Source organism: Streptomyces sp. 6N223, from assembly GCF_052246635.1.
Taxonomy (GTDB): Bacteria; Actinomycetota; Actinomycetes; order Streptomycetales; family Streptomycetaceae; genus Streptomyces.
In genome coordinates, this window is record NZ_JBQQCA010000032.1 from 63,990 (window position 1) to 83,228 (window position 19,239).

A 19,239-nucleotide genomic window follows, 5' to 3' on the forward strand; every position below is an offset into this window, starting at 1 on the left:
GCGGTTGGGTCCTCTCGGTCCTCTCGGTCAAGCTCTCAGTGAGACGCGGTGCGGAACCGGCGCAGGCTCACGGCGACGCAGGCCGCGAACACCACGGTCAGGGTCAGGGCCACCACCGGCAGCGGGTGCTCCGCCGGGAGGCCGCCGCCCGGAGGCGCCGGGTTCCCCCACAGCTCCCGGCAGGACGCCGCCACGGCGCTGACCGGGTTCCACTCCGCGACCGGCCGGATCGGCGCCGGCATGGCCTGCGGGGCGAGGAACGCGCTGGAGAAGAACGGCAGCACGATGACGATGAAGGGGGCGACCACGGCGATCGTCTCGACGCTGCGCATCGTCATGGCGAAGAGCACGCCGAGCCAGAGCATGGCGTAGAGGAAGACCGCGAGCAGGCCGAAGGCGGCGAGCGTGGGCAGCAGCCCGCGCTGCGGGCGCCAGCCGAGCAGCAGCCCCGCCCCGGCGGTGACGGCGAGGGCGGCGACGCCCACCAGCCAGTCGGCGATGCTGTGCCCGAAGGGCACGGCGTAGCGGCCGATCGGCAGCGAGCGGAACCGGTCGACGAGCCCGCCGTTGAGGTCCTGCGCCATCGCCACCGCCGTGGGCCCGACGCAGGACAGGCCTACCTGGACGGCGCAGCCGGCGAAGACGTAGTCGGCGTACTCCCCGACCGCCGGCAGGGTGAGGGCGTCCCGGAAGAGGTAGCCCAGCATCACGAGGGAGACCAGCGGGTTGAGGATCACGCCGATCGCCCGGCCCGGCGCGCGGCGCAGGTGCCGCAGGCGCCGGGCCGTGACGGCCCCGACCTCGGTGAGCGCGGTCGCCGCCGGCGAGGCGGGCGCGGCCGCCGGGGCCGCGGCTGAGGCCGCGAGCGTGGCCATCACCGCCGCCCCCCGTCGCGCGCGCTCTGCTCGGCGTGCCAGCGGTCGAGGGCGGCCGCGACGAGCGGGCCGATCTCGGCGAGCGGGCCCGGGTCGAGCATGTCGTCGTGCGCACAGTCGATCCGGTGGACCTCCAGCCCCTCGTCCCCGCAGTAGGGCCGCCACAGCCGCGCCTTGTCCCTCTCCTCGCCCCACGGCGAGCGCTCGGCGAGGTAGAGCTGCATGACGCCGTCGTAGGGGCGGGGCCGGTAGGCGGTGTTGAGGCCCTGGTGGCTGGCCATCAGGGCGATCATCCGGCCCATCCGGTCCTCGCCCATCCGCGCCATCGGGCTGTTGTCGCGCCGCAGCGCGTCCATGATGTCGCCGGGCGTCAGGTCGCGCTCGCCGAACTCGGAGCGGTGGTGCCCGATGCCCTCCAGGAGCCAGGCGAGCATCTCCTGCTCGTCCCGCTCGTCGTGAACGCCGGTGCGCGGGTAGGAGTCCAGGTTCGCCAGCACGCCGACCTCGTCGCCCGCCTCGCGGAGCTGGACGGCGATCTCGTACCCGACGAGCCCGCCGAACGACCAGCCGAGCAGGTGGTACGGCCCGTGCGGCCTGACCTCCTTGATCATCCCGACGTACGCGGCGGCCGTCTCCTCGATGCTGCCGGGCAGCGGCGCGCCGGCCACGACGCTCGGGGACTGGATGCCGTAGAGGGGGTACTCCTCGCCGACGTACTGGGTCAGCGGCAGGTAGGAGAGGGCGAGCCCGACGCCACTGTGCAGGCAGAAGACGGGCGGCCGGTCGCCGGTGTCGCGCATGGGCAGCACGGTGGCGAACGCCCCGGCGCCGTCCGCGTCCTCGCCGGCGTCGCCGATGGCCTCGGCGATCACCCGCACCCGCTGCGCGGGCGCTGCCGCGGGCTCCGCCGACGCTTGCGCGGTGAGGGCTGGCGCCTCAGGCGCCCCACCCCCACGCCCGGCCTCGCGGGCCGCAGCGGGCGGCGCAGACCCGGCCGAACCAGGCACGGACGCCTTGGCCGTTGAACGCCCGGCCCGCACGTGCGCCGCGGGCGCGGCCCCGGCGTTCCCGGCGGGCGCCGCAGGCGCCAGCGTGGCCGCGAGCGCCCGCACCGTCTGGTGGGCGAAGACGTCCGCGATGCTGACCCGCAACCCCGCCTTCCGCGCCAGGCTCACCAGCCGCAGCGACTTCATGCTGTCCATGCCACCCGGCACCTCGAAGAAGTTCTCCTCCACACCCACGCCATCACGACCCAGCACCTTCGCCACCAGCCCGGCCAGCGTCTCCTCCACCGGATCCGGCGCCGCGGGCGCCAGCGTGAGTTCGCTCAGGCGCCGGTCCGGGTCGGCGAGGCCGGTGCGCAGCGCGTGCCGGAAGCCGGACACCAGGCGTTCGGCCGTGGCGCGGGTGAACAGGTCCGTGCTGAAGGTCAGCAGGCCGCGCATGCCCTCGACGCCGGGCCAGGGGACGACCTCCCAGATGAGGTCCAGCTTGGCCTGGTCCGAGCCGACGTACTCCGGCCGCGCCGTCAGGCCCGGCAGCTCCAGCGGCGTGACGCCCTGGTGCTGCACGGTCAGCGACACCTGGAACAGCGGGTGCCGGTTCAGCGATCGGGCCGGGGCCAGGGCGTTGACGACCTGGTCGAAGGGGACGTCCTGGTGGGCGTAGGCGGCCAGGTCGGTCTCCCGCAGCCGCTCCAGCAGCTCGCGGAAGGTCGGGTCGCCGCTGGTGTCGCCGCGCAGCACCAGCGTGTTGAGGAACATGCCGACCAGGTCGTCGAGCGCGTCGTCCGCGCGGCCCGCGACCGAGACGCCGATCGGGATGTCGGTGCCCGCGCCGAGGCCGGTGAGCAGCGCCGCGAGCGCGGCCTGGACCACCATGAACTCGGTCGTGCCCGTGCCCCGCGCAGTCTCGGCGATCGCGGACCACAGCTCGGGCTCCACGTCGAACAGCACCACATCTCCGGCGGACCCCGCCGACCCGGCCGCCTCCGGCCTCGGGAAGTCCCTGGGGAGCGGGAGCTCCTCGGGCAGGCCGTCCAAGACCTCGCGCCAGTAGGCGAGTTGGCGGGCCGCCAGGCTCCCGGCGTCGGCCGGGTCGCCCAGCAGCTCCCGCTGCCACGCCGCGAAGTCGGCGTACTGCACCGGCAGCGGCTCCCAGCGCACCGCCCGCCCGGCGTGCCGGGCCCGGTAGGCGTGGGCCAGGTCGGCCAGCAGGGGGCCGATCGACCAGCCGTCGAAGGCGATGTGGTGGAAGACCAGGAGCAGCACGTGCTCCTCGCTCGTCACCGGGTAGAGCCGCACGCGCAGCGGGGTCTCCTCGGTGAGGTCGAAGCCCCGGTCGGCCTCGGCGGCCAGGGCGGCGGCGAGTTCCTCCTCGGGGACGGTGAGGCTCGTCACCTCGGGTGCACCCGATGCGGCGTCCAGCACGAGCAGCTCGGGCACGCCCTCGGCGTTCTCCGGGATGACGGTCCGCAGCACCTCGTGGCGTTCGGCCACGTCGGCCAGCGCCGCCGTCAGCGCGGACACGTCCAGCCTGCCGGTGAGGCGGAACGCCAGCAGCGAGTTGTAGGAGCCGTCCCCGCTGCCCTGGAGCCGGTTGAGGAACCACTGCCGCTGCTGGCTGAAGGACAGCGGCCGTTCGGCGCCGGCCGGCGCCGGCGTCAGCGCCGGCCGGGCCTCGGTGCCCGCGGCGTCGACGCGCGCGGCGAGTGCCGCGACGGTCCGCGCCTCGAACAGGGCCCGGATGGGCAGCTCCACGCCGAGGGCGGTGCGGGCCTTGCTGACGAGGCGGGTGGCCAGCAGGGAGTGCCCGCCGATCTCGAAGAAGTCGTCGTCGACGGAGACCTTCTCCAGGCCCAGGATGTCGGCGAACAGGCCGGCGAGTATGCCCTCCACGGGCGTACGCGGCGCCCTCCCGCCTCCCGTGACGGCGCCCAGGTCGGGGTCGGGCAGGGCGTCGCGGTCCAGCTTGCCGTTGGCGGTCAGCGGCAGCGCGTCCAGCGCCACCACCGCCGAGGGCACCATGTACTCGGGCAGCACGCCGGCCAGGTGCTCGCGCAGCGCGCCCGCGTCCGTGAGCGATGCGTCGGCGACGGCGTACGCCAGCAGGCGGCGTTCGCCCGCCTCGTCCTCGCGCATGATCACGGCGGCCTGCTCGACGCCCGGCCGGGCCAGCAGCTCCGTGGTGATCTCGCCGAGCTCGATGCGGATGCCGCGCAGCTGCACCTGGTCGTCGATGCGGTCGAGGTAGTCCAGCTCGCCGTCGGGGAGCCACCGCACCAGGTCGCCGGTGCGGTACATGCGCGCGCCGGGCGGGCCGTAGGGGTCGGCGACGAAGCGGTGCGCGGTCAGGGCGGGGCGGTCGAGGTAGCCGCGGGCCAGGCCCTCGCCGACGTACAGCTCGCCGGGCACCCCGGGCGGGGTGGGCCGCAGCTGCCGGTCGAGGACGTAGACGCGGTGGGCGCTGGTGGGACGCCCGATCGGCGGGCGGCCTCCGGCACGAAGGGGACCGCTCACGGTGCAGCCGACGACGGCCTCGGTCGGGCCGTAGCCGTTGAACAGCCGCACCGAGCCGGCCCACCGCTCGACGACCTCGGGCGGCACGGCCTCGCCGGTCGCCACCAGGCGCAGGTCGGCGGGGAGGGCGGCGCCCTCCGGCAGGCCGCCGAGAACGACGGGCGGCAGCGCGACGAGGTTGATCCGCTGGTCGTTGATGAGGTCGACCAGCGGCTGCCCGGGCCGGCGGGCCTCCTCGTCGGCGATGACGAGGGTGCCGCCGTTCAGCAGCGCCAGCATGATGCCGAAGATGGAGGCGTCGAAGCTGAAGGAGGCGAACTGCAACGCCCGCGTGTCGCGGTCGAGTCCGAAGCGGTCGCTGAGGCTGTCGACCATCGCCACGAGCCCGGCGTGCGGGACGACCACACCCTTGGGGCGGCCGGTGGAGCCGGAGGTGTAGATGATGTACGCCGGGTGCTCGGGGCGCAGCGGCCGGACGCGGTCGGCGTCGGTCAGGTCGGTGCCGGGCAGCGCTGCGAGGCGTTCGGCGGTGGCGGGGTCGTCGACGACCACGGTCGTGACCTGGAGCGAACCGGCCCGGGAGGCCGTGGCGGCGTCCGTGACCAGCACGGCCGGGCGGGCGTCGGCCACCATGTACGCGATGCGGTCGGCCGGGTAGTCGGCGTCCACCGGCATGAACACCGCGCCCGCCTTCATCGCCGCCAGGGCCGCGACCACGAGCTGCGGGGAGCGCGGCAGCATCACCGCGACCGGCTGCTCGGGCCCGACGCCGTGCCCGGCCAGGAGGCGGGCGAGCCGGTTGGCGCGCTCGCCGAGCGTGGCGTAGTCCAGCTCCTCCTCGCCGAGGACGACGGCGGCCTTGTGCGGCGTCGCGGCGGCGTGCGCCTGGAAGACGCCGGTGGTCAGCTCGGTCGTGGCCGGGCGTACGCCGCCGGTGCCCGACCAGTCGGCCAGCAGGCGGTGCCGCTCCTCCTCGACGAGGGCGTCGACGCGGCCCAGGGGGGTGTCGGGCGATGCGGCGAGCTGCTCCAGGACGCGGATGAAGCGGTGTGCGAAGGACTCGGCCTCGGGGCCGAAGATGTCGGGGCGGTACTGCACCTCCAGGTTCAGGCCGCCGCCGGGGACGGGGAAGACGCCGAGGGCGAGGGGGTATTCGGCGATGACCCTGGCCTTCCAGTGGCGCATCCGGAGGCCGGGGATGCGCTCGCCGAGGCGGTCGAGCACGCCGCCGGGGTAGTTGTGGAAGCTGACGACGGTGTCGAACAGCTCGCCGATCCCGGCGCCCTGCTGCACCTCGGCCAGGCCCAGGTGGTGGTGGTCCTCCAGGCCGAGCTGCCGCCGCTGGAGGTCGTCGAGCATCGCCTCCAGGGTGAGGGAGGCGTCCAGGGTGACCCGCACCGGGAGGGTGTGGAGGAAGGCGCCGACGGTCCGCTCCACGCCGGGCAGCCCGGCCGGGCGGCCGGAGACGACGCCGCCGAAGGTCACGTCCTGGCGGCCGGTCAGCCGGCCGAGGGCCACGGCCCAGCAGCCCTGCGACACGGTGTTCATCGTCAGGCCGCGCGAGGTGGCCCAGGAGGTCACGGCCTCGGTCAGGGCGTCGGGGACGGGGATGGTGGTGAACTCGGGCAGCACGGAGACGCGCTCGCGGTCGGCGGGGCCGAGGCGGGTCGGGCCGTCGATGCCGGCCAGCTCCTTCTGCCAGGCCTCGCGGGCGGCGTCCTTGTCCTGCGCGGCCGACCACTCCAGGTAGCGGTGGGCGGTGGTGACCCGCGGCAGCGCCGAGGCGTCGGCGCCGTTGGCCCACAGGGTGACCAGCTCCTCGGCGAGGACGGCCGAGAGCGACCAGCCGTCGACCAGCATGTGGTGGGTGGTCCACACGACGCGGTGCCGGTCGGCGCCGAGGCGGTAGGCGGTGAAGCGGGTCAGCGGGGCGCGGGTGACGTCGAAGCGGCGCAGCCACTCGGCGTCGGTGAGCCGGTCGACGTCGCCGGGGTGGGCGGTGAGGTCGATCTCCTCCCAGGGGAGTTCGACGGCGGCCGGAGCCGGGACGAGCTGGACGGGGTCGCCGGCCTCGCGCTCCCGGAAGCAGGCGCGCAGCGCGGGGTTGCGCTCGATCATCGCGGTCGCGGCGGCGCGCAGCGCGGGCATGTCGGCCGGGCCGTCGATGTCCATGACGACCTGGAGGGTGTAGGCGTCCATGCCCTGCCGGTCGAACTCGGCCTGGAACAGCAGGCCGCGCTGGATCGGGGAGAGCGGCAGGATGTCGGTCAGGCCGCCGCCCGGCAGCTCGCGCTCGTACGCCTCGATCTCCTGCTGGGAGACGGTGACGAGGGGGAACTCGGAGGGTGTGCGCCCGGACGACTCGGGGCGGGCGGCGTGGTCGGCCAGGGCGTTCAGCGCCCGGAACCAGCCCTCGGCGACGCGGCGCACCTCGTCCTCGGCGAGGAGGCGGGTCGGCCAGGTCCACTCGGCGACCAGGACGGGGCCGCCGGGGCGGTCCTCGGTGAGGGCGACGATGTCCAGGGCGTGGCGCAGCGGCGTTTCGGGGGCGGCGGTCAGGCCGGAGGCGCCCGCCTCCATCGACCAGTCGCCGCCGTCGCCGGTGGCGAAGCGGCCCAGGTAATTGAAGCCGACGCGGGGGGTGGCGTTGCGGGCCAGCACGGCGGCGGTCTGCGGGTTGAGGTGCCGCAGCAGGCCGTGGCCGATGCCGTGGTCGGGCAGGGCGCGCAGCGTCTCCTTGACCCGCTTCAGCGCGGTGCCGCAGGCGGCGCCGCCGTTCCAGACCTGGTCCCAGTCGAGGGTGCCGAGGTCCAGTCCGAGGGGGAAGACGCTGGTGAACCAGCCGACGGTGCGGGAGAGGTCGAGCTCGTCGGCCTCGTCGGTGACGGGCTCGCGGCCGTGGCCCTCCAGCTCGATCACGGTGCGGGTCGCGTCGCCGTCCCGGCCGGTGCGGCCGTCGGCGAGGGCGAGGGCGAGGCCGGTCAGCAGCACCTCGGCCACCTCGGCGTGGAAGGCGGCGGGGGTGGCGGTGAGCACGGCCTCGGTCTGCGCGGCGGGCAGTTCGAGGCGGATCCGGCCGGCGGTGGCGTGGGTGTCGCGGGCGCGGTCCACCGGCTGGTCGCCGGCGGCCTGCGCGTCACGCGCGTGCTCGGTCCACAGCGGCAGCTCCGCGGTGCGGCGGGCGGTCCTGGACTCCTCGGCGAGGAGCTTGGCCCAGCGCCGGTAGGAGGTGCCGACCGGCTCCAGGGTCTCGCCGCGCCACGCGGCCCGGAGGTCGGGCAGGAGGATCCGCCACGACACGCCGTCCACGGCGAGGTGGTGAATCACGAGGAGGAGGCGGGCGTGCGGGGCGCGCGGCGCGCGGGCCGCGCCGGTCGCGGCGTCGGCCTCGTGGGCGTCCCCCTTCCCGCCTCTTCCGGAAACCGAGGGCTCCGCCTGCGGCGCGCGCTCCGCGCCCGACAGGGCTTCGGCCCCGTATCCGGCCGGGCACACACCATCCGCCGCGGCGGCCGACGGGCCGTCAGCAGCGCGCGGGGCGCGCTCCGTGCCGTCGGCGCCAGGCGTGCGGCGTTCCGGCTCCAGCAGCACCGCCTGGACCATCAGGCCGTCCTCCGGGCGCAGCCGCGAGCGTGCGGCCGCGATCTGCTCGTCGAGCGCGGCCCGCAGGTCGGCCCCGGCGGGCAGCGTCACGCGGCTCACCACGCCGGAGGCGGAGATCGCCCCCGGCGGCAGGGTCCGCAACGACCACAGGCCGGGCACCGGCTCGGTCAGCTTCAGGCGCAGCGCGTCGTGGCGGTCGAGGACGGCCTGGATCGCGCGTTCCACGGACGCCGTGTCGGCTCCGGCCGGGGCGGTGACCGTGGCGTACTGGGCGAACTCCCGCGTCGCGGCGGGCAGGCCGGTGACCTCCTCGCGGAGCTGGTCGGCGATGGGGGTCAGCTCGACCTCGCCCACGCCGTCCCCGGTGGCGGGTCCGGCGCCCGCGCCGGTGCCGGTGCGCCGGGCCACCGCCGCGATCGCGGCCGGGGTGCGGTGCTGGAACACGTCGCGGGAGGTGATGACCAGCCCGGCCGCGCGGGCGCGGCTGACCACCTGGAGGGAGCTGATGCTGTCGCCGCCGAGGGCGAAGAAGCTGTCGTCGGGGCCGACGGCGGGCAGGCCCAGCACCTCCGCCAGCACGCCGCACAGCGTCTCCTCCTCGCGGCTGCCGGCCGCCCGCGCCGGGGCGGAGGTGGCGCCCAGTTCGGGCACGGGCAGCCGCTTGCGGTCGGTCTTGCCGTGGGCGGTCAGCGGCAGTTCGTCCAGCGTCATCAGCACCGAGGGCACGAGCGCGGCGGGCAGCAGCCCGGTCAGCCGCTCGCGGGCGGCGGCCGTGTCCAGGCCGCCGGGGCTCTCGGGCACGAGGTAGCCGACCAGCCGCTTCTGGCCCGCCGCGTCGGTGACGGCGGCCGCGGCCGCGTCGGCGACGCCGGGCAGGGCCCGCAGCGCGGTCTCCACCTCGCCCAGCTCGATGCGCTGGCCGCGGATCTTGACCTGGTGGTCGCGGCGGCCGACGAACGCCAGCTGGCCGTCGGGGCGCAGCCGCACGTGGTCGCCCGTGCGGTACATGCGGGAGCCGTCGGCGGCGAAGGGGTCGGGCACGAAGGTGTACGCCGTGCGCGCCGGGTCGCCGAGGTACCCGCGGCCCACCCCCGCACCCGCGATGAAGAGTTCGCCCTGGGCCCCGGCCGGGACGGGCTTGAGGTCGTCGCCGAGCACGTACAGGCGGGTGTTGCGCAGCGGCCGCCCGATCGGCACCACGGACGCCTCCAGCCCGGCCAGCTCGGCGGCGCTGCGGGCGTAGGCGTGCGTGACGTCGTCGGAGCACTCGGTGGGGCCGTAGAGGTTGGCGATGGGAATGCCCGGGTAGCCCGCGAACCACCGCTCGCACAGCTCCGCCGGCAGCGCCTCGCCGTTGGAGATCATCCAGCGCAGGCCCGGCAGGTCGGGCCAGGCCCCGGCGGCGTCCCACAGGTCCAGCGTCGCGCGCATCAGCGAGGGCACCACCTCCAGCACCGTCAGCCGCTCGGCGCCGATGGTGGTGAACAGCGCGTCCGGGTCGGCGGCGTCCGCACGGGCCATGGCCCGGACCCGGCCGCCGACCAGCAGCGTGGTCAGGGTCTGCCAGACGGTGACATCGAAGGTGACCGGCGCGTTGTGGACCAGGACATCGGCCTCGTCGAGTGCGAACTCCTCGACCTTGGCCAGCAGATGGTTGACCATCCCGCCGCGCTGCACCATCGCGCCCTTGGGCTTCCCGGTCGACCCGGAGGTGTAGATCACGTACGCCAGATCCAGCGGCCCACCCGCCACGGGCGCGAGCGCGTCGACCGGGTCGGCCGTCTGGTCGAGCACGTGGACCGGGAGTCCGGCCTCGGCGGCGACCCGGGCGGCCAGCTCGCGGGTGGCGGCGTCGGTGAGCAGGGAGCCGGCGCCGGCGTCGCGCAGCAGGGAGGTGAGGCGGGGCAGGGGGGCACCGGGGTCGAGCGGCATGAAGGCGCGGCCGGCGCCGAGGACGCCGACCTCGGCGGTGACGAAGTCCCGCCCCGGCTCGGCCAGGATGCCCACCGGGCCGGTGCCGCCCGCGAGGGCGCGGGAGACGGCGCTGGCGCGCCCCACCAGCTCGGCGTAGCTGATCGAGCCGCCGTCGTCGGTGACGGCCACGGCTTCGGGGCGCCTGGCAGCCTGTTGGCGTATGCGTTCCACGGCGCCCAGGTACGGCGTTTCGCGGGCCGGGCCGGTCAGCGCCGCGGACAGCGCCCCGGCCTCACCGGGGGTCAGCAGGTCGAGCCGGGCCAGCGGCTGGCCGGGGTCGGCGGCCAGGTAGCGGTCGAGGTAGGCGGTGAAGCGGGCCAGGTGCGCGCGGACGTCGTCCGGTGAGTAGCGGGCCTCGTTGCCGGAGAGCACGAGCAGGATGCCGGCGTCGCCCTGGTCGGTGACGGTGAACTCCAGGTCGTCCACCAGCCCGGTGGACGGGCTGTGGATGGTGGCCCGGCACGGGCCGATGGTCAGCTTCTCCACCTGCGGCACCATGTTGATGAACGGGCCGAAGGGTCTGCGGTCGTCGCTCGCCAGGCCCATGGCGCGGCGGATCCTGCTGACGCGGTGGCGCTGGTGCTTCAGCGCCCCCGACAGCGTCTGACGGGCCTCCTCCAGCAGCTCCCCGGGGGTGGTGGCCGGGGTCAGGGGCAGCCGCAGCGGCACGTAGTTGACCACCATGCCCGGGATGTTCTGCATCGCCCCGCCGACCCGGGCGGTGACGGGCAGGGACAGCAGCACGTCCCCGGTGCCGGCCATCCTGCCGGTGTACGCCGCCAGCGCGGCGACGATCGGGGTCTGCCAGGTGATGCGGTTCTCCCAGGCGACGGCGCGCAGCCGCTCGGCGGTGGCCTGCGGCAGCACCGACTCCTCCTGGTGGAAGAACTGCGCGGGCGCCGCGTCGCGCGAGGCCAGGGTGACCAGCTCCGGGTGGTCGGCGAACCGCTCCTCCCAGTACGCGCGGTCGCGTTCCGCGCGCGGCGTCGTGGCGTAGGCGGCCTCGGCCTCCACCAGGGCGGCGAGCGGCGGGTAGCGCTTCTCGTCCAGGGACTCGCCCGCCGTCATCGCCGCGTAGATCTCCGACAGCCGCCGGAAGTAGATGACGTAGCTGAAGCCGTCGGAGACCAGGTGGTGGTTGAGCAGGCAGAAGATGGTGCGGTCCTCGGCGAGGAGGAAGACGCTCATGCGGAACAGCGGCACGTACTCCCCGCCGCCGTCCACGGGCGGGAACTCCACCGCCAGGTCCTCGCGTATCGCCTGCCGCGCCGCGCCCGCCGGGTCGGCGGCGGCGCTGACGTCGGTGACCGTCAGCGGCAGCTCGCCCAGCGGCTCGACGAACTGCCGCGGCCGGCCGTCCACCTCCACGAACCGGGCGCGCAGGCACTCCGACTCGACCGCGAGCCGCTCCAGCGCCGCCCGGAACACCTCCCGGTCCAGCGGGCCGCGGATGTCCCAGTAGATAGCGGTGTTGTAGCTCGCGCCTCCGCCGGAGAGCTTGGCGTCGAACCAGATGTCCTGCTGGCCAGCGGTGAGCGGAAGCCCGGCCGCCTCGACCGTCTGAACCTCAGTCATAGCAATCCCCTAGCGAAGGTGCTGTTGTCATGAGATGTCGGATGTCGTCAGTTGATGCTCGGTGAGTGTGCTGACAGCGAACTGACGAGTCAGCCGCAGCCGCCCGCGTGGCCGCCGTCGGTGGTCGTCCCCACGCCCACGGCGGCGAGCGGTTCGGGAATCGAGGCGGCGGGCGTCTCCATGGACCGCACGTGGTCGATGAACGCGTCGAGGCGGTCCAGGCCCCAGAAGCGCGTGAACCCGTGGACGAGGAACGGGACGCCGAAGACGCCGTCGCGACCGCACTCCACAAGGTGGCGTACGCCCTCGGCGCGCAGCTCGGGATCGTCGGCGGCGCCTGCCAGCCGGTCCGGGTCGATGCCCAGCTCCCGGCCGATGTCCGCGATGGTGGCGCGGTCGCAGATGTTGCGGCCCTGGCCGAAGCGGGCGCGGTAGACGGCGTCGATGTAGTCGTGGCCCAGGCCCTGCCGTTCGGCGACGAGCCAGGCCAGGTGGGGGATCTCCCACACCGGATTCCTGTCGACCGGCCAGGCGACGGCGATGCCCCTGGCCTTGGTGAGGCGGCCCACGTCCTGGAGGATGTAACGGTTCTTCTCCCGCGACATCTCCGTGTACACGAACCTGCCGCCCCGCTCCTCCAGCTGCGCGGCGCTCGCCGCGTCCGGCTCGTAGAAGAGCCGCCACTCCAGGCGGGAGGCCAGCTCGCGGTGGTGGATCATCAGCTCGCGGTAGGCCAGCCAGGAGTACGGGCTGCGCAGCGAGAAGTAGAACCTGGGCGTGGCGTTCTTGTTCTTCGTGTTCCTGGGCATGATGGCGGGGTTTCTCCTTCTGGTGACGAGCTACGTGACGAGGCCGCCGTCGACACCGAAGACCTGTCCGGTGATGTACGAGGCGTGGTCGGAGGCGAGGAAGGACACCACGTGGGCGACCTCCGCCGGGCGGCCGAACCGGCCCAGGGGGATGCGGCCGGTCATCTGCTGGACGTGCTCGTCGGAGAGGCCGGAGATCATGTCGGTGACGATGAAGCCGGGCGCGACGGCGTTGACGCGGATGCCGTAGGCGCCGCACTCCTTCGCCAGCGACTTGGTGAAGCCGATGATCCCGGCCTTCGTCGCCGAGTAGTTCGTCTGGGTGGCGTTGCCGTAGACACCGGCGACCGAGGAGAGGGTGATGACGGAGCCCTGGCGGCGCTTCATCATGGCGAAGACGGCGGCCTTGCAGAGGTTGTAGGTGCCGTCCAGGTTGACCCGGAGCACCTCGTCCCAGTCGTCGGGGCTGAGCATCACCAGCGGGTTGTCGCGGACGATGCCCGCGCAGGAGACCACGGTGTCCAGCGGGCCGAGTTCCCTCTCGGTGTCCTTGACGAAGGCGCGCATGGCGTCGTGGCTGGACACGTCGGTCCGCACGGCGTGCACCCGCGCGCCGGCGGCCTGGGCCTCCTCGGCCACCGCCTCGGCGGCCAGCTTGTTCGACTGGTAGCAGAACGCCACGTCGTAGCCGTCCTCGGCGAGGCGGAGGACGACGTGGCGGCCGATGCCGCGCGAGCCGCCGGTCACCAGGGCGACGCGCCGGCCGGTGTCCCGCGGTGCTGAGGCTTCGGACATGGTCACTCCTCCTCGGTGGTGGGTACGGCGGGCGGCGGCGGCCAGGGCCAGTCGCCGCCGAGCACGGCGCAGCCGACCATGCCGTCGCGTTCGACGCCGGTGACCAGCGCCACCTCGCCGGGGGCCAGGCCCTCCTCGCCGGCCGTGGCGAGGACCGCCGCGAGCTGGAGGCTGGTGGCGGCCGCGGAGGCGTCGCCGACGAGCGGGCCGATGCGGACCCACTCGATCCGCTCGGGGTCCGCCGGGTCCGGCAGGCCGAGGGCCTCGCCGATGGCGGCCTCCTCCTGCTCGGCGAGCCGGCGGCCGCCGCCCAGGCCGGGGGCCACGAGCCGCACGTCCGAGGGCCGGACGTGCGCGGCGTTCAGCGCCTCGCGCACGCAGTCGGCTAGCGCCTCGCGCGCCCCGCCGGGGTCGTGGAAGCCGCAGAAGCGGGTGGTGAGCACCCGCGCCAGCGGCCTTCGGCCCCCGGCGGCGGCCTGCTCGGCGGTCTCCATCAGGAAGACGGCGCTGCCCTCGCCGAGCGGCGCCTCGGCGGTGTGGTCGGCGTCGCGGCCGTGCCACTCCAGGAGGGCGCGCTGGGTGGTGAACTCCTCGGCGGCGCCGCACATCACGCGGGTGCAGTGGCCGCCGCGGTGCAGGCGCACGGCGTAGCTGAGGGCCAGCAGCCCGGTCAGCGCGCCGCCCGCCACGGTGGTGTTGGGTCCCTTGATGCCGTGCCAGATGGCGCTCTGCCCGGCGGCCCGGTTCATCACGGTGTTCGGGAAGCGGGCCGCCTCGACGTGGTAGGGGCGTTCGCCGGTCAGCGAGCCCTTGGTGAAGTCCATGATGCTCTGCACGCTGCCGGAGCCGGTGCCCAGCACCAGTCCCATCTGGTCGGGCCGCTCGGCCAGTTCGTCCTGGCAGTCGGCGATCAGGCGGCCCACGGCGGTGACGGCGATCGCCGTCACGCGGTCCATGGTCCGGGTGCCCTTCTTGCCGACGTGCGTGCGGGCGGAGAAGTCCGGCACGACGCCGCCGGAGGCGAAGGGGCCCGGGTGGGCGTCGGGGTCCAGGGGGGCGACGGCGCTGCGCCCGGCGGTGATCCCGTCGCGGAACGGCTCGTTGCCGACGCCGTAGGCGGAGACCGCGGACCATGCGGAAACGACCAGGTCGGTCATGGCTGCTCACCCTCCCCGTACCGGCCGAGGACCAGCACGGCGTTGTTGCCCGCGAAGGCGAGCGCGTTGTTCTGGACGACGTTCAGCTCGGCCGGGCGGGCCTGGTTGGGTACGCAGTCCAGGCCGCACTCCGGGTCGGTCTCGCGGTGGTTGATGGTCGGCGGGATGAATCCCTCGGTGATGGCCAGCGCGCAGGCGGCCGATCCCAGGGCGCTGGCCGCCCCCATGGAGTGCCCGATCATCGACTTGATGGAGATGGTGGGCGGGGGCTCCTCGAAGACCTGCCGGATGGCTCCGGCCTCGGTCACGTCGTTGGCGTGGGTGCCGGTGCCGTGCGCGGAGATGAAGTCGATCTCCTCCGGCTTGACCCCGGCGTTGGCGTGCGCCAGCTCCATGCAGCGCGCCAGGCTGTCCTGGTCGGGCGCCACGGGGTGGTGCGCGTCGCAGTTGAGTCCGTAGCCCAGCACCTCGGCGTAGACCCGGGCGCCGCGCGCCCTTGCCGAGTCCAGGCTCTCCATCAGCAGGATGCCGGCGCCCTCTCCGGTGAGGATGCCCTTGCGGTCCTTGTCGAACGGCTGGCAGACCTCGGGCGCGATGGTGCCCATCCGGTAGAACCCGGAGAAGGTCTTGCGGCAGACCGCGTCGGCCCCGCCCGCGAGGGCGAAGTCGACGTCGCCGTAGCGGATCGCGTCGAAGGCGCTGCCGATGGCGTAGTTGCCCGCCGCGCACGCGGTGGGCAGGGTCATCGCCTCGACGTTCGTCAGGCCCAGCTCCCGCACGATGCCCGAGGAGAGCCGCCCGGCCTGCGCGCGGCGTACCACGTGGGCCGGCCAGCGCCCGGGGCCCTCGTCGAGCTGGGTGGCGGTGAGCCCGTCGAGGTCGCGGGACTCGGCGTCGGTCGTTCCCACCGAGATCAACGCCCTGGCCCGCCTCAGCTCGGCAAGGCCGAGTCCCGCGTCCTCGACGGCCATCCAGGCCGCGGCGACGGAGAACTGGGTGGCGCGCCCCAGCTCGGCCGGGTCGACGTGGTGTATCCACTGGGCGGGGTCGAAGTCGTCCACCTCGCAGCCGTTGGCGTAGGCGAATCCCGTGGTGTCGAAGGCGCCGATCGGCTTCACCCCGCTGCGCCCGCTGCGCAGGCCGTCGAGGAAGGCCGAGACGCCGAGGCCGATGCTGGTGATCGTGCCGAGGCCGGTGATCACCACGCGGCGGTGCCGCTGCTGCGTGTTGTCGTCCGCGTTTCCGTCCACCATGCGCTCCCGTCGTCGTCGCGGCCGGTGCTCAGGCCGCTGCCGCTCTGGCCTCGGTGGCCTCCCGGACGACGGTCACGACGCCGTCCAGGTTGACCATCCGGGCCAGCTCGGCCTGGTCGATGTCGATGCCGAAGGCGCGTTCCAGTTGCGAAAGGATCTCGATGGCGCCCATCGAGTCCGCCTCGTGGTCCTCCTTGAAGCGGCTGGTGTCGGTCATCTCGTCTGGCTCGATCTCCAGGACATCGCAGACGATCTCCTTGATCTGGGCCCGGGCTTCGGTGTCCACGTGGTCGTTCCTCTCGGTTCGGCGGTAGCGGTGAAGCGATGCGAGGACGGTGGACCCGGGCCCTGACCGCCGCCTTATGAGCCGCTGACGGGGGGCTGACGCCGGCGCTGTCAGCTCCGTGTCAGTGGCCGTGTGGATGGTGACCGCACCACGACGACCGCGACGACGACGGAGAGTGCGACGTGTCGACCAACCCCTTTGAGGACCAGGACGGAAGCTTCCTCGTGCTCGTGAACGACGAGGGCCAGCACTCGCTGTGGCCCGCCTTCGCCGAGCGCCCCGACGGCTGGGCCGTCGCCCTCGGCGAGAGCCCGCGCGAGGCCGCGCTGGCGTATGTCGAGGAGCACTGGACGGACATGCGGCCCCGCTCCCTGCGCGAGGCCGACGCGGCCTCCGCGGCCTGACGCCCCGGTCCGCGACGACAGCCGCGACGACAGGAGAAGACCTCATGGGCATGGCGATTCGGGCAGAAGGACTGCGCAAGCGCTACGAGCACCACCAGGCGCTCTCGGGCGTCGATCTCGCCGTGCCCGCCGGCACGGTCCTCGGCCTGCTCGGCCCGAACGGCGCGGGCAAGACGACCACCGTGCGCGTCCTGACGACGCTGCTGGAGCCCGACGGCGGGCACGCCGAGGTGGCCGGGTTCGACGTGGTGCGCCAGCCGCGCGAGGTACGCCGCCGCATCGGCCTGGCCGGCCAGTACGCCGCCGTCGACCAGCACCTCACCGGCCGCGAGAACCTGGTGCTCATCGGGACGCTGCTCCACCTCGGGCGGCGCGCGGCGCGGCAGCGGGCGCACCAGCTCCTGGAGCGGTTCGACCTGACCGGCGCCGCCGACCGCCCGGTGCGCACCTACTCCGGCGGCATGCGGCGGCGGCTGGACCTGGCCGCCTGCCTCGTGGCGCAGCCCGCCGTCCTCTTCCTCGACGAGCCGACCACCGGCCTTGACCCCGTCAGCCGCATGTCCCTGTGGACCGTGGTCCGCGAGCTCGTCGCCGACGGCATGACCGTGCTGCTGACCACGCAGTACCTGGAGGAGGCCGACTACCTCGCCGACCGCGTCACCGTCATCGACTCCGGCCACGTCATCGCCGACGGCACCCCGGACGAGCTGAAGCGGAAGGTCGGCGACGAGCGGCTGGAGGTGTCGGTGGCGCGCCGCGGCGACGAGGCCGCCATCGCGGCCGCGGTCACGGCGCTGCGCCGGGTGACCGGGGACGAGCCGACCGTGGACGCCCCGGCCTCGGTCATCTCCGTCGCGCTGCGCGACGGCATGGACGGCATCGCGTCCGCCGCCCTCGCCCTGCGCGAAGAGGGCGTGGAGGTCGCCGACTTCGCGCTGCGCCGGCCGACGCTCGACGACGTCTTCGTGACGCTCACCGGCGCGGCCTCGGCCTGAACCCCTCGGAGGCTCGCAATGCAGAGGATCCACTTCACCGCCGCCGACGTCGCCCGGGTCCGGCTGAAGACGACCGCGGGCCCGCTGACCGAGACGGCGTTCGCCTACGGGCTGATGGGCCGCGGCGTCGCGCCGGCGTTCGCGCGCTGGCGCGCCAGGGTGGACGAGGCGCTGGCCCGGCGGCCGATCCCGCTGCCGGGCGGCGGCGACACCCCCGACCTGGACGCCATGCTGCGGCTGATCGAGCAGGTCGACCAGGGCGTGGCGGACATCCGCACCTCCGGGTACCTGTCGCGGCTGTGGCGGACGGCGGTCGCGCCCTACTGGGACCGCATCCGCGCCTACCTGGAGGCCGAGTGCGACGCACGCGGCCGGATGGCGATGGCCGGGGGCGCCGAGCTGCTGCTGGACACCCTGCACTCGAAGATCACCTGGCGGGCGGGTGTACTGCACATCCCCGGCGCGCCCGAGGAGGACCTGCGGCTGGACGGGCGCGGCCTCGTCCTGGCCCCCTCGGTCTTCCTGGGCCACCGGCCGGGCCGCGTGACCCGGAACCCGGCGGGCGGCGGCCCGGTGGTGCTGGCGTTCGCGGCACCGCCCGACGTCCACCAGGCGGCGAGCCTGTGGGACGAGCCCGCCGACACGGCGCGCTCACTGGGCGCCCTCGTCGGCCAGACGCGGGCCGCGGCGCTGAGCGTGCTGCGCACGAGCCGCACGACCAGCCAGCTCGCCAGCGAGCTGGGCATCTCGGCGGCCGGCGCCAGCCAGCACACGGCGGTGCTGCGCCAGACGGGGCTGATCACGACGCGGCGGGTGCGCAACACCGTGCTGCACTCCCTCACCCCGCTGGGCATGGCGCTGCTGACGGGCACGCCCGCGACCAGCCGGGCCGGCTGAGGGCGTCGCCGGACGGCGCGGGGGCATGCCGAGGACGGCCACGCCGAGCGGAGCTGTGCAGCCGGGAGGTCAGACAGCGGCGACAAGGTCGGCGAGGCCGAGGTCGTCGCCGTGGATGTCGGCGAGCCAGGGGTCGTGGATGTACTCGAAGTCGTATGTCTCGGTGTCGAGCAGGCCGATGCTCCCGGCCGTGACCTGCTGCCGGGGATTGATCGGCTCGGAGGTTTTCTGGTGGGCCTTGGGGCGCACCAGTTGGGCGAGGGCGTGGGAGACCGTCGGCCCGTAGCGGCGGGGGCCGTTCTGGTGGTGGTAGTGGCCGCTGACATGGAGGCGCGGCTGCAGGCGTTCGATGAGCCTGGACAGCTTGGCCGAGCCCTGGGTGGTCCCGCGCCGGTGGGACATGCCGTAGGGGCCGTCGTGGGTGACCAGGACGTCCACGCTGCCGGGTTCGGCGGCGAGCAACTGGGCGTACGCTTCCGGGTCGAGGTCCATGCGATCCGATTCGACCCGGCCGAGGAAGGCCATGCGCAGGCCGGCGATCGTGAGGACGTGTCCGCAGGCGACGTGGTGGTAGGCACCCAGCGGGTCGACCGGCGTCACGGCGGCGGCAGCTGTCCGGTGCAGCGTGGCCAGCCAGTCGTGGTCCTCGTGGTTGCCGCTGACGAAGAGAAAGCCCGGGATTTGCCCAAGGGTGCGTCGCACGGCGTCGGCCAGGGGCGGCGAGGGATGGAGCAGCCGGAAGAAGTCGCCCTGTGCTGGGCTGTTCGCCGCGAAGCGGTGGCTGGCTTCATCCCACCGCTCGGGCGAGGGGAAGGCGCCCAGGTCCCCCACCTGGATGACGGCGTCGAGCTGTATCGAACGGCGGTGCTGCAGCATCACCGCCGCCCCCAGCGCGTGCAGCACGCACCCGTGGACGTCGCCAAAGAACGCGACCTTCATCGCCCGTCCTCCCTCACGGCTGTCACTGAGGGCAAGCCTTCCAGTTCGGCGTCGGTAAGGCCATGGGGAAAGCTACGGAGCCGTGCGCGGGCGGTCGCCTGGGGCACCGAACACGGGTGAGGCCGTCGTACCGTGGTGGGGGGGGGGGGGGGGGGGGGGGGG

At 74.3% G+C, this 19,239-nt stretch carries 11 protein-coding genes; 3 read left to right on the plus strand and 8 right to left on the minus strand.

Annotation, left to right across the window (positions count from 1 at the left end):
* Positions 1–35: 35 nt before the first annotated feature.
* The 7 genes from ACTWQH_RS20280 to ACTWQH_RS20310 form a co-directional block, all read right to left on the minus strand.
* Positions 36–875 carry an ABC transporter permease gene (locus ACTWQH_RS20280; protein WP_443288051.1) on the minus strand — a complete coding sequence of 280 codons (840 nt, stop codon included), beginning with the start codon at positions 873–875 and terminating at the stop codon, positions 36–38.
* Positions 875–11,542 (minus strand): amino acid adenylation domain-containing protein, encoded by a 10,668-nt coding sequence (locus ACTWQH_RS20285; protein ID WP_443288052.1) that lies wholly within the window; start codon positions 11,540–11,542, stop codon positions 875–877. Before ACTWQH_RS20285 ends, ACTWQH_RS20280 begins: the two co-directional genes overlap by 1 nt.
* Before the next feature lie 89 nt (positions 11,543–11,631).
* Entirely contained in the window at positions 11,632–12,351 is a 720-nt protein-coding gene (locus tag ACTWQH_RS20290; RefSeq protein ID WP_443288053.1) for a 2-hydroxychromene-2-carboxylate isomerase, read from the minus strand.
* A gap of 30 nt (positions 12,352–12,381) precedes the next feature.
* On the minus strand, positions 12,382–13,146 hold the full coding sequence (fabG, locus tag ACTWQH_RS20295; RefSeq protein ID WP_443288054.1) for a 3-oxoacyl-[acyl-carrier-protein] reductase: 765 nt from the start codon (positions 13,144–13,146) through the stop codon (positions 12,382–12,384).
* 2 nt (positions 13,147–13,148) lie between these two features.
* A complete protein-coding gene (locus tag ACTWQH_RS20300) occupies positions 13,149–14,303 on the minus strand; it encodes a beta-ketoacyl synthase N-terminal-like domain-containing protein (RefSeq protein WP_443288055.1) in 1,155 nt (384 codons plus the stop codon).
* Complete coding sequence (locus ACTWQH_RS20305) at positions 14,300–15,556, minus strand: beta-ketoacyl-[acyl-carrier-protein] synthase family protein (protein WP_443288056.1); 1,257 nt, start codon at positions 15,554–15,556, stop codon at positions 14,300–14,302. The genes ACTWQH_RS20300 and ACTWQH_RS20305 overlap by 4 nt, the downstream gene beginning before the upstream one ends.
* 28 nt (positions 15,557–15,584) lie before the next feature.
* On the minus strand, positions 15,585–15,842 hold the full coding sequence (locus ACTWQH_RS20310; RefSeq protein ID WP_443288057.1) for an acyl carrier protein: 258 nt from the start codon (positions 15,840–15,842) through the stop codon (positions 15,585–15,587).
* A 182-nt stretch (positions 15,843–16,024) separates the two neighbouring features.
* On the opposite strand from ACTWQH_RS20310, the gene ACTWQH_RS20315 reads away from it, so the two are divergent.
* Genes ACTWQH_RS20315 through ACTWQH_RS20325 form a run of 3 tightly spaced genes read left to right on the plus strand, consistent with a single transcriptional unit; the run spans position 16,025 to position 18,138 of the window.
* A complete protein-coding gene (locus ACTWQH_RS20315; protein ID WP_443288058.1) occupies positions 16,025–16,246 on the plus strand; it encodes an MbtH family protein in 222 nt (73 codons plus the stop codon).
* Positions 16,247–16,290: 44 nt separating this feature from the next.
* On the plus strand, positions 16,291–17,241 hold the full coding sequence (locus ACTWQH_RS20320; protein ID WP_443288059.1) for an ATP-binding cassette domain-containing protein: 951 nt from the start codon (positions 16,291–16,293) through the stop codon (positions 17,239–17,241).
* Between the two features lie 18 nt (positions 17,242–17,259).
* The gene (locus tag ACTWQH_RS20325; protein ID WP_443288060.1) at positions 17,260–18,138 is read left to right on the plus strand and encodes an ArsR/SmtB family transcription factor; all 879 of its coding nucleotides are present in this window, start codon (positions 17,260–17,262) and stop codon (positions 18,136–18,138) included.
* A gap of 69 nt (positions 18,139–18,207) precedes the next feature.
* Here ACTWQH_RS20325 and ACTWQH_RS20330 read toward each other — a convergent pair whose 3' ends face one another.
* Entirely contained in the window at positions 18,208–19,077 is an 870-nt protein-coding gene (locus tag ACTWQH_RS20330; RefSeq protein ID WP_443288061.1) for a metallophosphoesterase family protein, read from the minus strand.
* Positions 19,078–19,239: the final 162 nt, after the last annotated feature.

Excerpts from the sequence above, each read along its gene's own strand:
- ACTWQH_RS20280 (WP_443288051.1), bottom strand. The coding sequence starts at position 875 with ATGGCCACGCTCGCGGCCTCAGCCGCGGCCCCGGCGGCCGCGCCCGCC.
- ACTWQH_RS20285 (WP_443288052.1), bottom strand. The coding sequence starts at position 11,542 with ATGACTGAGGTTCAGACGGTCGAGGCGGCCGGGCTTCCGCTCACCGCT.
- ACTWQH_RS20290 (WP_443288053.1), bottom strand. The coding sequence starts at position 12,351 with ATGCCCAGGAACACGAAGAACAAGAACGCCACGCCCAGGTTCTACTTC.
- fabG (WP_443288054.1), bottom strand. The coding sequence starts at position 13,146 with ATGTCCGAAGCCTCAGCACCGCGGGACACCGGCCGGCGCGTCGCCCTG.
- ACTWQH_RS20300 (WP_443288055.1), bottom strand. The coding sequence starts at position 14,303 with ATGACCGACCTGGTCGTTTCCGCATGGTCCGCGGTCTCCGCCTACGGC.
- ACTWQH_RS20305 (WP_443288056.1), bottom strand. The coding sequence starts at position 15,556 with ATGGTGGACGGAAACGCGGACGACAACACGCAGCAGCGGCACCGCCGC.
- ACTWQH_RS20320 (WP_443288059.1), top strand. The coding sequence starts at position 16,291 with ATGGGCATGGCGATTCGGGCAGAAGGACTGCGCAAGCGCTACGAGCAC.
- ACTWQH_RS20325 (WP_443288060.1), top strand. The coding sequence starts at position 17,260 with ATGCAGAGGATCCACTTCACCGCCGCCGACGTCGCCCGGGTCCGGCTG.
- ACTWQH_RS20330 (WP_443288061.1), bottom strand. The coding sequence starts at position 19,077 with ATGAAGGTCGCGTTCTTTGGCGACGTCCACGGGTGCGTGCTGCACGCG.